Genomic DNA, 14573 nt, shown 5'->3' on the forward strand with positions numbered 1-14573 from the left:
CGTGTCGGAGGAGGGGGCCTCATGAGCCTGAAGGCCAAGTTCTATTGCCTGATCGCGATCATCGTGATCGGCGTGTTGATCGGAATGAACCATCCGCAACCCGGCCATCCCTAGCGGGTGCTGTCCCCCCGGTGGTCCTGAACGGGCACGTCCTGCCGGGGCGGTCGGGGGGACGAGGGGCGGGTCGAGTGCGCGGCGATGCCGCTGCTGGCGCCGACAGAAGGGGACGCCGAGGTCGGGCTGCTGGCGGCCGGTGCGCGGGACGCCGAGTCGCGAGCAGCATGGGTGTTGATGCCCTGGGTGATGCCGGTCACGGGCCGGGTCACCACGGCCGTGGCCTGGCGGCTGGCCGGATCGTAGGAGTCGCGCCGGGCCGCCACGATCTCGTCGCCCATCCCCGGAATGAGCCGGAAAAGCATGGCGGAGGCGATGATCGAGATCATGATGATGGAGAGACCCGACACGATCGCGCCGACCCCACTGGACGGACCTCCCTGGGTCAGGGCGCTCGCCAGCCGCAGCACGATCGCCACGATGGGTTTGACGAGGATGATCGCGGACATGATCCCCGCCCACTTCCGCACCCGCCCCCAAAGGTCCTTGTCGATCAGCCCCGAGTAGACGACCGTCCCGAGTGCCGCACCGACGTACAGCAGCGCCTCCCTGATCACCAGCTCGAACCAGATGACGCCCGCGGCCAGGATCGACACTGCGGACAGCAGGATCTTGACCATGGGGCCGCCCTCAGCGCTCTTGGTCAGGGCGTCGCTGAACGACTGGAAGAAGGCCGGGTTGGCGCTCCCCCCGGCGATGGCATCCGTGATGCCGTCCACCGCGGTCACCACGGTGTAGAGGATCAGTGGGGTGAACGCGGACGCCAGGACCGTGAGCCACAGCAGTCCGATGGCCTCCCCGAATGCTCTAGGCGCCGGCACACCCCGGACCACGCGCTTGATCACGGCCCACAGCCAGATCAGCAGCACCAGGAACGTTGCCGCGGCGAAGACGATGGCGTACGTCTGCAGGAACTTCGGGTTGGTGAAATCGACCGTAGCCGTCGCAGTCACCGCGTTCGACAGCTGCGTGACGACCCAGGCAGCCGCCTCCGCGATCCCATCGGCCAAGGAGGACAGGGGGTCCATGGACGATGTCGGGTTGGTGAAGGAGTCTCCGAAGCTCGACATGCAGTGTTCCTTGGCTGTGCCCTTCACGTCCTTGCACTGCTCAGCCTTGTTCTTCTGCTCCTGGCCGCGCTGGCAGTATTTGTGGGCGTCACCGTGGATGAGTGTGCACGGGTCGGAGGACGGCGACGAACTTGGGCTCGTCGCCGCAGTGGTCGGCGGTGGTGACGGATCGGCGCTCGCCGGCCCCGCTACGACGAGCAGCGCGACCAGGGCGACGACGAGGGCGCTCCAGAGACGACGAGCGGACACATCAATCAACCCCCAGGTGGACGTCAGGAATTAGAGCTTCCCACGTCACTGGTGCAGGTGACACCGCCCTGGCTAGGCCGGGGCGCCGCCCGATACGGTCGTGGCGCCAGGGACCTGATACGGGGGGAGCGCGGAGGATGGCCACCAGCCGTCAGCACCAAATCATATGGAGGGAACTGGGGCCTGGGGGCCGACGACCAGCAGGCCGTCGAGCCGGGCGCCGGGTCGCGGGTATGGGAGTCGTCGTCGTGCTGGTCGGCGCGCTGGCCGGAGCCGTGAATGGCTGGCCTGATAACAGCAGTAGCAGCTCGCCGGCCGACGACGACAAACCCCGCGCGACCACCGACCTGTCCTCCCACAGCCAGCAGGGCGCGGTACGCGCAGCCGTAGCGATGGCGACCCGGTACGGCAGTGACGAGATGTACCGCCCTGCTGACCGGCACCAGCTGCTGCGGGACACCACAGAGCAGAGCCGTGTCCCGGACCTGCTCCGGGCTACCGACGATCAGTACGGGCCCTTCAGCCAGCGGCTGGGGCTGGACTCCGAAGGGCATCCTCCGGCCGGAGCGCGCCTTACCTCCGTCTCCGTACCGGCCGGGACGAAGGTGCGGTCCTACACCGGCCGGATCGCCGAGATAGACGTCTGGTATTCCTCGCTCTTCGGCCTCACGGGTCCGGGCCTTCCTGAGCAGATCCCGGTCGAATCGGGATGGGGCACTATGACCCTGTACCTGCAATGGACGGCCGACGGTTGGCGGGCCATCGAGTACAAACAGACGTCCGGCCCCACGCCAGGGACGGCGCCCGCAGCGCAGTTCGACCAGGTACCCCAGCCGTAGCGTTCCACGTAGGCAACAGGCAACACGTTGTGGACAGAGGGAAGTTGGCCCGATCGTGGAGGCATGCGCCAGTTGCAAATCGTGAGCTTCGGCTACGGGCACAACAAGCCCCGGCCGACCTGCGCCCTGATGTTCGATGCCCGCCACCTCACCGACCCGTACCTCGACCCCGCCCTGCGCGACCTCGATGCCCGCGACCCCCGCGTGCAGCGAGCCGTCATGCGCACCCCCGGCGCCCAGGCCCTGGTCGCCGCGATGGTCACCGCCGGGTACCAGCTGCTCGCCCAGGCCACCGAGGACCAGACCCTGACCATCGCGGTCGGGTGCGGGGGAGGCCGGCACCGAGCGCCTGTTCTTGCGACCAGGGCAGCCGCCCAGATGGACCATCTCGATCACCTCCGGGTCCGGGCCGTCCACCGCGACCTCGACGAGGAGCTGCTGCCCGCCGGCGCGGGCAACGCCGCGGCGTAGGGGAGACTGACCGGGCGCCCCGGCGGCGCGAGCCGTGTCCGGCCGATGCTGCCCGCCGCCGGGGCCGCCCCCATATAGAGCGGCCGCCCGGCGCCCGCCCGGACGAGCCGACGAAGGAGCGCCCAGCATCATGACCCTGCGGATCTATCAACTCGTCCGTGACCGCCTCGACGATCAGCGCGACGAGCAGCACCCGCCCGCCGTTCCCGCAGCCCCCGACTGTCGTTGACCAGGACGTGAACCCTCTACCCGCCACCGCCGCGCCGGGTGTCGCTGAGCGCGCCGAGGTGCTGGCCGACGCCGCGTGCGAGCTGTACGACGCCGCCAGTTCCCCTGGGAGCTGGAGCGCGGCCGCCGTCGAGGACGCGGTCGAGGCGATGGAGACCACCGCGCTCGCCCTGGCCGCCGCGCACCCCGACGCCGCCACGGCGATGCGCGCCATCGGGCAGCAGCTGGCCCAGCTCCGCGAACGCCTCGGCCTCCCGCCCGGCGAGCACCCGCCCGCCGGCCCCGACGAGGACGAGCACCAGGAGCAGCCCGTCGAACCACCGACCCCGATCCGGCGCCCCCGCCAGCGGCGCGGCCTCGGCCCCGGGTACCAGGGCCTGCGGATTCCGCCGGGCCGCACCGCGTCCGGGCGGTAGACGAGTAGCGTCGATACCAGCGACGAGGAGGTCACCGTGACCGCACAGCCCGACCACCAGGCCGACCGGCCCGGCTTCACCCCGCCCATGGGCACGCTCGCCGAGCTGCGCGAGGCACTGTCGACGTGGGGGTTCCCCGGCGACCGCCAGCGGTTCGAGGAAGAGCTCGACGCCGCCGACCTCGACGACCTCACGAAGGTGCGCGAGCTCACCCAGGCGTACCGGCACCGGGTCCTGCTCCGCTACGACCCGCAGGGCATGGCCGCGCTCGCCCGCTCGACCGACGACGTCGAGGACGAGCTCCGGCAGAAGCTGACGGAGGCCGGCGCCCGGTGACCCACGCCTTCTACTCCGACGCGGCCGACAAGGTCCGCGCCGAGCTCAGCCGCTCCGAGCAGGCCGCCGTCGAGTCCGTGCGCCGAGCGCTCGAAGACGACCCGGAGCCCGAACACGCCCGCGGCCTCCCGGACGCCGACCCCCGCTCGGAGTCGTACGTCGTCGAGCTGCTGCCCGAGCAGACCGGCGGCCGCGGGATCAGCGTCGTGTACCGCTACTCGCAGGACCTCGACGCCGCGCTCGTCCTGTGGCTGATCGCCGGACCGTAGGTCGCATCGGACGCGACCCGCGCGGCACGAGTGAGGAACATCGGTACAGCCGTTCACGCTGAGAAGGATCATGAAGCCCGTCACCGAACACGGTGGCGGGCTTCTTCGTGTCCCGTGCTGGACTCCGGATAAGCTCACTTGTCCGGAGTCCAGAAAGCCGCATGACGGGCACTCAGGGGAGACCATGACGAACGCGGATCAGTCGGTCACGACGAGCACCACGGACCGCCAGGCCGTCATCCCGCCGCCCGGCCGGTTCGACGCCGAGACCGAGGCCCGGCTCGACGGCATCGACCGCGACGCGACCAAGCACGTCGAGGACAACCGTCCGGAGAAGACCCGCAACGGGTACGCCGCCGACTGGCGCGCGTGGGAAGCGTTCTGCCGGGAGACCAGCCTCCCGCCCCTGGCCGTCCGGTCCGGCACGCTCGTTCTGTTCACGGAGTGGTGCTGGATTCAGCCCGGCTACAAGGCTGGCCTGTTCATGGCGCCCTCGACCATCGACCGCCGTCTGGCCGGAGTCGTCGTCACCGGCCGCCGCCAGCACCGGCTGCAGCTGGCGGTCGACGTCGCCGAGGAGGCCCGCGCCCTGTTGAAGGCGAAGGTCAAGGCGATGGAGAAGGCGGGCGAGCAGCGCGGCCGCGGGCCCGCCCCGGCCCTGCTCGTGCGGCACATGGAGAAGATCGCGGCGACCCTGCCGGACAACCTGTCCGGCGTGCGCGACCTGTCCCTGATGACGATGGACTTCGCCATCGCCGGGCGCGAGCACGAGGTCGGATGGCTCCGGGAACGGCACATCACCGAGGACCCCGAGGGGCGCGGCCTGATCGTGGACGTGCGGATCAGCAAGAACTTCCCGCGCGTGGTCCAGGTCCCGTACGGCTCCCGTGCCCACCTCTGCCCGGTACGGTCCTGGCGCCGCTGGCGCGAGGCGTCCGGGATCGGCGCCGACCCGGACGGGTTCGCCTACCGCCGCCTGCACTCCCGCTACCACACCGTCATGGAGGCCGGCCTCGACGCGGAGTCCGTGGGCGACGTCATCACCCGGCTTGGCGAGCGCGCCGGCCTCGACATCCGGCCCACCGGGCACAGCCCGCGCCGCGGACTGGTCACCGAGTCCTCCCGCGCGGGCAACCCCGACGCCGTGGCGGAGAAGCAGGGCGGATGGGCCAAGGGCTCCAAGGTCATGCGGACGTACCGCGAGGACGACGACGGGTTCGCCGAGAACGCCCTGCACGGCGTGCTGTAGCCGAGCTACCTGCGCAGGCCCGCATGGGCAGTTGGGCAGGTTGTCCCTCCCCGTCCGCCCTCGGTCGAGGAGGACCCCGGCACCCCCGGGCCGAGGCGCCGAAGACCGTCTTCGGCGATAGCTTGCTCCGCTCGCGGAAGCTCCCCTTCCGTACCAACTTGCTCCCGCTGGGCTTCCGGTTTCGGGCCCTCATTTGAGGTCGGATATTTAGAACTTCCCCAGGTCAGACCTAGTGACTGTTACCGCGCCGAGCGGCGCCGAGGTGACCGTCGAGCACGCCCTGCGGTCCGTCTGTGGGGCGCCTGAGCTCCGTAATCCTCCGTGGCCTGCAGCGTGCGCGGCTGCGGGTGATTCGGGGTGTGAAAGACGGGCTAGCGGCGGAGGGAGGGGGGGTCGGTGGCGGACCGGTCACCGTCTGCCCGGCCGGAGTTGGGCGGGCCGCCGTGCTCCCGCCGTCGCGCATGACGGGCGCGTGAGGAGACCGCACCGCCGGCCGTGGTCGAGGGGGAGCACCTGCTGCCGCGATGCGGTCGCGGCCGGTGTGGTCGCTCCGCGTCGGTGCGGGCGCGTCGTGGCCGAGGAGCGTGTCGTCACCGGGGGGCTGGCACCGGGGGGCAGCCCCCGCCCCAAGGCCGTCGTGGCGACCACGGTCGTGGCCCGGGTGATCTTCCACCCCCCCTAATCCATTGCATTTCATTGCATCACAGTTATGCATTGTATTGACGAAATGCAATGCAATGCATTAGGCTGGGGGGACCGTGAAGGCGACGAGGAGGACGAGATGACCGAACGGCCGGCCGCGTACGACACCGCCCCGGACCTGTACGAGGAGCACCAGGAGCTCGTGCGGACGATGGCCCAGCTCCCGATCCGCGAGCGGCTCGTGCGCCGGGCCGCGCTCGCTGACCGCAGCACGCTCGACGTGCCCGAGGCGGACGGCAAGGCGAGCCAGGACGTCCGCAGCGCCGCGCTCAAGCTGGCCACCCACGACCAGGCCCACGGCACGGCCGCCGGCCCCGTGCCGCCGCAGGCACTCAGCCCGCACTCCCCCGCCGCCGACCTGCGCGCGTACGTCCGCCAGGAGTACGCCGCCTGGCGCGACCCGCAGCCCGCCGTCTGGCTCGTCGCCCGCGGCACCGACCCCGGCGCCATCCCGGCCGTGGACGAGGCGGTCGCCCGTGCGTACGCCGAGGCGAAGTACCGCGAGGATGAGCACCCCGACGACGTCGCCGACGCCGTCCTCACCTGGGAGGGCGACGACGAGGGCACCGGCTACGCCGAGCTGCTCGACCGTGGCCAGGACACCGGTTGGCACGTTTACCCGGAGTACGTCGTCCGCCGCAGCGATCTCCCCACCGCCGACTAGGAGCACCGAAGATGACCGAGCAGCAGACCGAGCAGACCGCCGTCGATGAGTGCGCGTTCCCCGACTGCCACCGCCCGCGGGTGCCGAAGGACCCCACGGTGCGCGGGCAGGCTCCGAAGTACTGCGACGACCCGGACCACAACGCGATGACCGCGTACCGGGCGAAGCGCCGGGGCGCCGCCGGCCCTGCGGCCGCCGCCCAGGCCGCCGAGGAGGACACCGACCGACCGGTGACCGGCGCAGCCACCACCGCCATGCTCGTGCGCGAGTCCGTCCTCACCGCCGTCAAGGACCTGACGAACGAACTCCCCCGGTACGTCGAGCTCATGGAGCGGGTCGCCGACCCGGAGGCCGCCGAGGCCCAGGTCGCCGCCGCCGAGACCCGGGCGGACGCCGCCATCGCCGCCGCCCAGGAGGAGCTCGTCACCGAGCGCGGCCGCCGCGAGACCGCCGAGCGCCGGGCGAAGAACGCCGGGCAAGCCAAGGCCGATGCCGAGGAAGCGGCGGACGAGGCGATGCGCGAACTGGAGGACGCGAAGGCCAGGTTCGAGGCCGAGGTCGCCCGCAGCCAGAAGGAGGCGGACGGCGCCGTCGCCGAGGCCGAGCGGCAGAAGGAGGAGCAGGTCGCCAAGGCCGCCGCCGACGCCGCGGCGAAGGTCGCCGCGGTCGAGGAGCGCACCGCCCAGGAGGTCGCGGCTGCCGAGGAGAAGGCCGGGAAGGCCACGGTCGAGGCCGACCGCCGGGTGAAGGAGATGGAGAAGACCGTCGAGCGGGAGCAGGCCAGCGCCCGCGACGTGAAGGCCAAGGCCCTGGCGGACGTCGAGGCCGCCAACGGCCGTGTGGTCGAGGCGAACGGCAAGGTCGAGGACGCCCAGCGGGCCGCCCGCCAGGCCGCCACCGACGCGCAAGCCAAGGTCGACGCCGCCCAGTCCGTGGTCGACGAGCTGCGGGCCGAGGCCGCCCGGCTCCGCGAGGACGCCAAGACCGCCGGCGGCCGCATCACCGCGCTGGAGACGAAGACCGGCGAGCTGTACGACGAGGTCCGCACCCAGGAGAACCGCGCCCGCGACGCCGAGGATGAGCTCCGCGAGGCCCGCCGCCAGCTGCAGGAGCTGCAGAACCGGAAGCAGTAGGTAGGAACCGGTCAACCGTCAGGAATGCGACCATTGGGAGGGTAACGATGTTGTTCAACCGGAAGAAGACCCAGGAGGCCGCACTGCTCACGGCGCTGCGTGAGGCCGCGCTACGTGCCATCTGGCGGCTGGAACAGGAGAACGGCCCCGGCGACATCAACCCTCACACCACCTCCGTGAGCGCCTACTCTCTCGCGTCCATGCTGACGTTTTCCGCCGACGCCTCCAAGATCAACGTGGGCAATGTCATCGCCCGCGTTGCTCACATGATCTACGCGGGCAAGCCGACGCGCCGTGACAGTCGACTCGCGTGGACGGTGTGGGAGTTGGAGCGGCTGGGCCTAGCCGAGGCCGCACAGCAGCTTACGGAGTTGGTCCGAACTCACGGCGGCACCCGCGCGAGGTAGCCCCCGTTACGGTGGGGCCCGCTGTCCACCATCGAAGATGAGCACCAGGACCACGAGGAGGAGCTGGAGATGACGACGGAGCAGGCGCCGCCGGTGCCGTGGGCTGCCCTGGCGACGGACGCCGCGACCGTCGAGCGCTACCGGGCCAAGGTCTACGACCGCGGCCCGGACCGGTGCGCGTACTTCCTCGGCGCGATCAGCAGCTCCGGGCACGGCAAGCTGCGGGCCGGGTCGAGGAAGGCCGGCACCTCCCGCGTGGTCACCGCCCATGTCCTCGGCTACGTGATCGCCCACGGCGCCGCCGCCCTCCCCGAGGGACACGTCGTCCGCCACACCTGCGACGAGTCGAGCTGTCAGCTGGCCGCCCATTGGGTGGCCGGCGAACGGCTCGACAACATCCGCGACTACTACGCGAGGTCACACCGGGCCGGGCACGCGCTCAGCGACGTACGCGGCCCGGACGGACGGGCCGTCGCCATCCGCGACGCGATCCTCACCGCCCAGGCGACCGGCGCCGACGTCGAGGCCGCCATCGCCGCCGCGATTGCAGCGGGTAACCCCAGCGGCGCCGTCCAGGACGCCCTCTTCTGACCCCAGCCCGGTAACAGTTGGCAGCCGCCCGCCGATGATCAAACCCCATGCACATGGGGAAAGGAGGCCCGTATGGCCGACACGAAGACCGACCCCGGCCGCGAGGGCACCCGCCTGATCGCCGCGCTGGAGAAGTGCTGGACGCAGATCCAGAAGCACCACCCCGACCTCCCGCCCGTCCTGTTCATCACCGGAACCGGAATCCCACGCCGTCAGACCGAGAAGCCGCGGAAGTCGACCGACGCACCCAAGCGCCGGCACTACGTCACCCGCGGGCATCACTGGGCCGACCGGTGGGCCGTGGCCGAGGAGGAGCAGCGCCTGGCGGAGCTGTTCGTCGCGGGCGAGACCGTCCGCGACGGAGGGGAGGAGGTCCTCAAGACCCTGTTGCACGAGGCCGCCCACGCGCTCGCCCATGTTCGAAAGATCACCGACGTCTCCCGGGGTGACCCCCGCTGGCACCGCAAGGAGTTCGCGCAGCTGGCACGGGAGACCGGACTGGAGCCTCCCCGGAAGTCGGAGAAACCGTTGGGTTTCTCCAACTGCACCCTCACCGACAAGACCCGCAAGAAGTACGCGGCCGTCATCCGGCAGATCGACGGGGCCGCCCTCCCCGGCCTCGGCGGAGACGACCAGGAGGGCACCGAGGAGGAGGACCCGACCGCGCCGGAGACCCCCGGCTCGACGAACGGCAAGCGGGTCAAGGTGACGTGCGGATGCCAGCCGGACCCGCGGGCGTTCCCCGTGACCCCGAAGGTCCTGGCGGAGGGGCCGATCATCTGCGGACTGTGCGGCGAGCCGTTCACCCTCCCCGCCGACGAGGACCAGGACGACGCCGCCGACGCCGGGCCGGACGCCGAACCGGAACCCGACTCCCCCGCCGTCGAGCCCGCCGCCGCACTCCCTCAACCCCGCCCGGCCGAGGCCGACGAGCCCGGGGATTCCCCCATGCACATGGGGCGTTGACCTGCCCGCCGGGGCCCGCCGCGTGCGCGGCCCCGGGCGTGTGTGGGGCCGCGCGCTTCCCCATGTGTATGGGGCACAGCACGGCGCCGGCGCGCGAAGCGCGCGGCGGAATCGGCCGCCGCGAAAATCACTCGTGGTAACAGTCGAGGGCCGCCTCCGCGTCCGGGGTCGGCCCTCATGTCGTCTCTGGCGAGCGTACAGGGCCTGCACAGGCCCGTCGAGCACCTGTCCTTGCGAGAGGCGCTCCGCCGCCTCTCGCGCTCTCCAGGCCCCGCTTCACAGCACCGGCCGGACCCTTCCGCACCTCACCCCACAGCACCCGCACGCCGCCTCTCATCAGCATCTCCCGACCTCCCTTCCCTTACCGATCAACCCCTCTCCAACTCCCTCTCTGCCCTACTGCTACAATCCCTACTACATAACACACCTAGGCATTCTTAATTTGTCGGTGTCGCTGCCGCTCTTGATCGCGTATCCTCATGCTCGTGCTACGCATCACGAGGATCTCTGGCGGAGAGGCAGGGCTGAACTACCTGCTCTCTGGCTCGGGTTGTCAGGGCGAGCACCAGGCCAGCGTCGAGCCGGGCCTCGACGGCCCGGAGGGCTACTACGCCAAGGGCACGGAACACGGTGCTCCGCTTGCCGTGTGGATCGGCGAAGGCGTCACCGAGTGGGGCGTCGAGGAAGGCGCGACTGCTACCGAGCGTGACATCCGGGCGATCTTCGGGAAGCACGCGCACCCCGAGGAGTACCGGGTCGCGGTGTCCGCCGCGAAGGCGTACATCGACGAGAACGGCATCACCGGCACGGCCGCGCAGAAGGTCATGCAGGAGGCCGAGGCGTCCGCCCGCCGGGGCCGGAAGCCGTACGCGTTCCGCACGATTGACGAGCGGATCGAGTCCCGGCTGGAGGCCGAGCCGAACGCCGACCCGGAGCGTGTCGCGGAGATCCGGAGGGAGGAGCGGGACAAGGGCCAGCGCGCGCCCGCCATGTACTTCGATCACACCTACTCGGCGCAGAAGTCGGTCTCCACCTACCTCACCGCGCTGGAGGCCGCCGGTCGTCACGAGGACGCGGCCAAGGTGCGCGGTGCGCTGAACGAGGGTATCGCCGCGGCGATGGAAGTCTTCCAGGAGGAGGCCAGCCTCGGCCGCATCGGGTACCACGGCAAGGCGAAGGGCGACCGACCGAGCACGGGACGGTACGTCGACTCGACCGGCTTCACGGCGGCGATCTTCACCCACGATGTCTCGCGCGCGGGTGACCCGCAGCTGCATGCCCATGTGGGGGTTCTCAACAAAATCAAGGTGCTCGACGCGGACGGGAACGAGCACTTTGTCACCCTCGACTCGAAGTCGGTGAGCAAGGCCCGCGAGGCTGCGGCCGCCGTGTTCGAGCGCACGATGGAGCAGGCCATCGAGCGGGATCTCCCCGTGGTGTTCGAAATGCGCCCGGATGGAATGGCACGCGAGATCAAGGGGTTCGAGCCCGAGCTGCTGGTCGCGCTGTCCGAGCGGTCGTACGAGATCGATGCCCGGTACGAGGAGCTGCACGAGCAGTACGTCCAGGACCACGGCCGCGAGCCCTCCCCGTACGTCCAGACGCGGCTCAAGGAGATCGCCACTCTTGACACCCGCGACCCGAAGCGGAACGAGCACCAGTCCGCCGAGGCCCGCATCGAGCGCGCAACCCGGATCGCCGAGGACACGGTCGACGGGGGCCTGCTCGGTGCGCTGGAGCGAGCCGAGCGGGTCGGGTTCGACACCAGGATGGCCGAGGTCGACGCGCCCACGTTCGACCGCCAGGAGGTCATCAAGGAGTCGCTGGAGGCCCTGCAGACCAAGCGCGCGACATGGGACCGCAGCGAGCTCATCCAGCAGATCAACACCACGCTCGGTGACAACCTCCCCCGCGACGTGCCGCTGGCGCCGCTCGCCAACGAGCTGGCGACCGAGGCCCTCAAGAGCGGCCAGTACGGCGTCGTGCAGACCGCTGGCATGAGCATCATCGACGACGCGCCGTCCCGCATCAGGGCGAGCGACGGCCGCTCGGTGTTCTCCCCGCGCGCCATGTCCAGCGAGAAGTTCGCGCTGGAGGAGCACCTCAGCGACGAGCAGCGCGTCGCCTCTCGAGCTCACCAGACCGGTGCCCCCTGCCTGTCGCCGCCCACCCTCGACCAGGTGGTGAAGTCCTCCGGCGTCACCGCCGACCAGGCCGACGTCGTCCGTGGAGTCCTCGGCGACAGCAAGCGGATCAGCGTGGTCGAGGGCCCCGCCGGCGCGGGCAAGAGCTACGCGACGGGCGTCATCGCCAAGGCGTGGCAGGAGCACACCGGGGGCCGGGTGATCGGCCTCGGCCCGTCGCAGGTGGCCGCCGAGGTCCTCGGCGAGGAGGGCATCGAGATCCGGACCAATACGACCCGCTTCCTCGACGTGTATGCGAAGGGCCTCGGCAGCCGGGAGGACGTCGAGCGGTTCCGTCTGCGCGCGGGCGACCTGGTCGTGCTCGACGAGGCCGGCATGGCTTCCACCGATCACATCACCCGAATTTCCGATATGTGTGAAGAGGTCGGAGCCAAGCTCGTCCCGATCGGTGACCAGCAGCAGCTGCAGTCCCCCGAGGCCGGCGGCCTGCTCCGCACGATGGTTGAGGACGGTCCGCACTACAGCCTCAGCAACGTGCGCCGCTTCAAGGAGCCGGACGGCACGGTGCGCGAGTGGGAGGCGAAGGCGAGCCTGGCCCTGCGCCGCGGTGACGTCAGCGCGCTGGAGGTCTACGACCTGCACGGACGGATTCAGGGCGGCACGCTGGAGGAGATGAAGGCGGCCACGATCCAGGCGTACATCGCGGACGCCCTGGCGGACAGGGAGTCCGTGGTGATGACCGCCACCAACGCCCGCGCCACCGAGGTCAGCAGGGAAATCCGGGCCGAGCTCGTCCGGTACGGGCTCGTGGAGGAGACCGGCCTCCCCTTGGTCGACGCCAACCGGGCCGGTGTCGGCGACCTGATCCAGACCAGGGAGAACGACGCCAAGCTCAAGGACTCTGAGGGCCGGATGGTCCTGAACCGGCGGGTCTACCGGGTGACCGGGATCGGCGAGGACGGCCAGCTCACGGCCGCCCGTGTCGCCGGCCGCGACAGCAACGGCGCCGAACGGCTCGCCGGGACCATCACCCTTCCCTCGGACTACGTCCAGGAGAACGTCGCGCTCGCCTACGCGGGCACCGTGAACGCGGTGCAGGGCCGCACGGTCGGGTACGGCGGGTACCTGCTCGTCGAGGAAGGCATGAGCCGTCAGCAGGTCTACCCGGGTCTGACCCGCGCTCAGCGGTACAACCGGGCCTTTGGCGTGTGCCAGGTACCAGGCGACGAGCACCGGCTGCAGACCCTCGACCAGGACGCCTTGTCCCTGATCCAGGCCGCCGTCGAACGCGACGGGGGCGAGCTGTCCGCGCTCCAGGAACTGCGCGAATCGCAGGACTGGGCCGAGTCGATCCCGGCACTGGAGCCTCGCTGGAACGACTACGTCACCGACCACACCCGTCAGCAGTACGAGCCGATGCTCCGGCAGATGCTCAGCGAAGACCACTACAAGAAGCTCATGGAGGGCGACCCCAGCACCGTCTACCGCAAGCTTCGCGAGGCCGAGCTGGCCGGGCACGACGGGAAGCGCCTGCTGTCCGGCGCCATCGGGATGCGCCCGATGAGCTACCCCATCCCCGACAACGTCCCGGCCCTGGTCAACTGGCGTATCGACATGGTCCTGGAGGACCGCACGCCGGAGAACGAGCCGGTCGGCCCCGACTGGCTCGACCGCACGCCGCAGATCCCCGGCACCGAGGGCGAGGTCGCCCGCGAGCTGGCTGAGGCCATGGACGTCCGGCGCGATGTTCTCGGCGAACGCCTCACCGAGGCGCCCCCGGAGTGGGCGATCCGCCACCTTGGCTCCGTGCCCGAGGACGTCCTCGACCGCGCCGAGTGGGCCCGTCGCGCGGGCACGATCGAGAGCTACCGAGAGTTGTACGGCATCGACGCCCCGAACACGGCGATCGGCCGCCTGCCCGCACGGGGCGCGGTCGAGCAGCGCGCCGCGTGGGAGGCGGCGCACTCCGCCCTCGGCCGCACCGAGGACCAGGAGACCCTTGCGCGGACGAACGACGCCACCCTGCGCGAGATGGTCAAGCGCTACCAGCGCGAGAAGTCGTGGGCGCCGGCCCACTACGGCGAGGAACTGTCCGAGGCCCGCCAGATGGTCCTGCGCTACGAGGAGAAGGCGATCGTGGCGCAGGCCGAGGCCGACGTGTGCGAGGACGCCGCCGAGCGTGCCGAGCTGGAGGCCCAGGCCCGCGGCTACGAGGACCTGGTGGCCAACCTCTCCGAGAGGGTCGAGGTCATGGAGCAGATCGACGCGGCCCGCTCCGCCTGGTACGAGGAGACCGCGCCAGCCCGCGAGGCCGCCGAGGCCGCCCGCGACGAGCTCGACCGCCGCAGCGCCGACGACCAGGTCCAGGAACAGCGGGACGTCGAGGAGGCTCCCGACGAGGAGCTCGTCGCCGAGCCGGAGCACGACCTCGACCAGGCCCCGGAGATCGACTGGAGCGTGGAGGGCGAGACCCTCCACCACGCCCCCGAACAGGACGCCGAGGCCGAGCTCACGTACGAGGAGCAGCAGGAGATCAACCAGGCGCTCGCCGCATACGAGGCCCGGCACCGCGCCGCCGCCGACGACGTCTCGCACGGCGTCGGCCCGGAGCACGACCTCGGCCAGGCCGAGGAGGTCGACTGGAGTGTGGAGGGCGAGGTCCACGACGAGGCCCTGGAGGTCGCCGTCGACCAGGACGCCGTCGAGCCGCAGCTGGGGGAGCGGG

The 14573-nt window shown here is 70.9% G+C and carries 13 protein-coding genes; 12 read left to right on the forward strand and 1 reads right to left on the reverse strand.

Translation table 11 applies throughout. The annotated features are described in order from the left end of the window. Positions 1–110 precede the first annotated feature (110 nt). Positions 111–1442, reverse strand: a complete 1332-nt coding sequence (locus B086_RS40960) for a hypothetical protein (protein WP_051115932.1) — start codon at positions 1440–1442, stop codon at positions 111–113. 224 nt (positions 1443–1666) lie between these two features. Here B086_RS40960 and B086_RS42100 point away from each other — a divergent pair, with 224 nt between their 5' ends. The 12 genes from B086_RS42100 to mobF all read left to right on the forward strand — a co-directional run. Continuing rightward, on the forward strand, positions 1667–2272 hold the full coding sequence (locus B086_RS42100; RefSeq protein WP_018569654.1) for a hypothetical protein: 606 nt from the start codon (positions 1667–1669) through the stop codon (positions 2270–2272). A 63-nt stretch (positions 2273–2335) separates the two neighbouring features. Beyond that, positions 2336–2743, forward strand: a complete 408-nt coding sequence (locus tag B086_RS0127535) for an RNase adapter RapZ (protein ID WP_018569655.1) — start codon at positions 2336–2338, stop codon at positions 2741–2743. A 236-nt stretch (positions 2744–2979) separates the two neighbouring features. Further along, positions 2980–3387, forward strand: coding sequence for a hypothetical protein (locus B086_RS0127540; protein WP_018569656.1), 408 nt, complete (start codon positions 2980–2982; stop codon positions 3385–3387). Between the two features lie 36 nt (positions 3388–3423). After that, entirely contained in the window at positions 3424–3723 is a 300-nt protein-coding gene (locus B086_RS0127545) for a hypothetical protein (RefSeq protein WP_018569657.1), read from the forward strand. Continuing rightward, positions 3720–3992, forward strand: coding sequence for a hypothetical protein (locus B086_RS0127550; RefSeq protein ID WP_018569658.1), 273 nt, complete (start codon positions 3720–3722; stop codon positions 3990–3992). Before B086_RS0127545 ends, B086_RS0127550 begins: the two co-directional genes overlap by 4 nt. Before the next feature lie 184 nt (positions 3993–4176). Then, a complete protein-coding gene (locus tag B086_RS0127555; protein WP_018569659.1) occupies positions 4177–5241 on the forward strand; it encodes a hypothetical protein in 1065 nt (354 codons plus the stop codon). Positions 5242–6022: 781 nt separating this feature from the next. Beyond that, entirely contained in the window at positions 6023–6607 is a 585-nt protein-coding gene (locus tag B086_RS0127565) for a hypothetical protein (RefSeq protein ID WP_018569661.1), read from the forward strand. A gap of 11 nt (positions 6608–6618) precedes the next feature. After that, positions 6619–7740 carry a hypothetical protein gene (locus tag B086_RS0127570; RefSeq protein WP_018569662.1) on the forward strand — a complete coding sequence of 374 codons (1122 nt, stop codon included), beginning with the start codon at positions 6619–6621 and terminating at the stop codon, positions 7738–7740. A gap of 47 nt (positions 7741–7787) precedes the next feature. Further along, positions 7788–8147: a hypothetical protein gene (locus B086_RS0127575; protein ID WP_018569663.1), complete on the forward strand. Its 360-nt coding sequence runs from the start codon at positions 7788–7790 to the stop codon at positions 8145–8147. A gap of 69 nt (positions 8148–8216) precedes the next feature. After that, positions 8217–8738, forward strand: coding sequence for a hypothetical protein (locus B086_RS0127580; protein ID WP_018569664.1), 522 nt, complete (start codon positions 8217–8219; stop codon positions 8736–8738). 72 nt (positions 8739–8810) lie between these two features. Next, positions 8811–9704 carry a hypothetical protein gene (locus B086_RS0127585; protein ID WP_018569665.1) on the forward strand — a complete coding sequence of 298 codons (894 nt, stop codon included), beginning with the start codon at positions 8811–8813 and terminating at the stop codon, positions 9702–9704. A 485-nt stretch (positions 9705–10189) separates the two neighbouring features. Next, positions 10190–14573: MobF family relaxase (mobF, locus tag B086_RS40970; RefSeq protein WP_158690434.1), on the forward strand; the 4384-nt coding region annotated here is incomplete at its 3' end.

Source organism: Streptomyces sp. PsTaAH-124 (assembly GCF_000373685.1).
Taxonomy (GTDB): Bacteria; Actinomycetota; Actinomycetes; order Streptomycetales; family Streptomycetaceae; genus Streptomyces; species Streptomyces andamanensis.

Excerpts from the sequence above, each read along its gene's own strand:
- B086_RS0127575 (WP_018569663.1), top strand. The coding sequence starts at position 7,788 with ATGTTGTTCAACCGGAAGAAGACCCAGGAGGCCGCACTGCTCACGGCG.
- B086_RS0127570 (WP_018569662.1), top strand. The coding sequence starts at position 6,619 with ATGACCGAGCAGCAGACCGAGCAGACCGCCGTCGATGAGTGCGCGTTC.
- B086_RS0127580 (WP_018569664.1), top strand. The coding sequence starts at position 8,217 with ATGACGACGGAGCAGGCGCCGCCGGTGCCGTGGGCTGCCCTGGCGACG.
- B086_RS0127585 (WP_018569665.1), top strand. The coding sequence starts at position 8,811 with ATGGCCGACACGAAGACCGACCCCGGCCGCGAGGGCACCCGCCTGATC.
- B086_RS42100 (WP_018569654.1), top strand. The coding sequence starts at position 1,667 with ATGGGAGTCGTCGTCGTGCTGGTCGGCGCGCTGGCCGGAGCCGTGAAT.
- B086_RS0127535 (WP_018569655.1), top strand. The coding sequence starts at position 2,336 with ATGCGCCAGTTGCAAATCGTGAGCTTCGGCTACGGGCACAACAAGCCC.
- B086_RS0127565 (WP_018569661.1), top strand. The coding sequence starts at position 6,023 with ATGACCGAACGGCCGGCCGCGTACGACACCGCCCCGGACCTGTACGAG.
- B086_RS0127555 (WP_018569659.1), top strand. The coding sequence starts at position 4,177 with ATGACGAACGCGGATCAGTCGGTCACGACGAGCACCACGGACCGCCAG.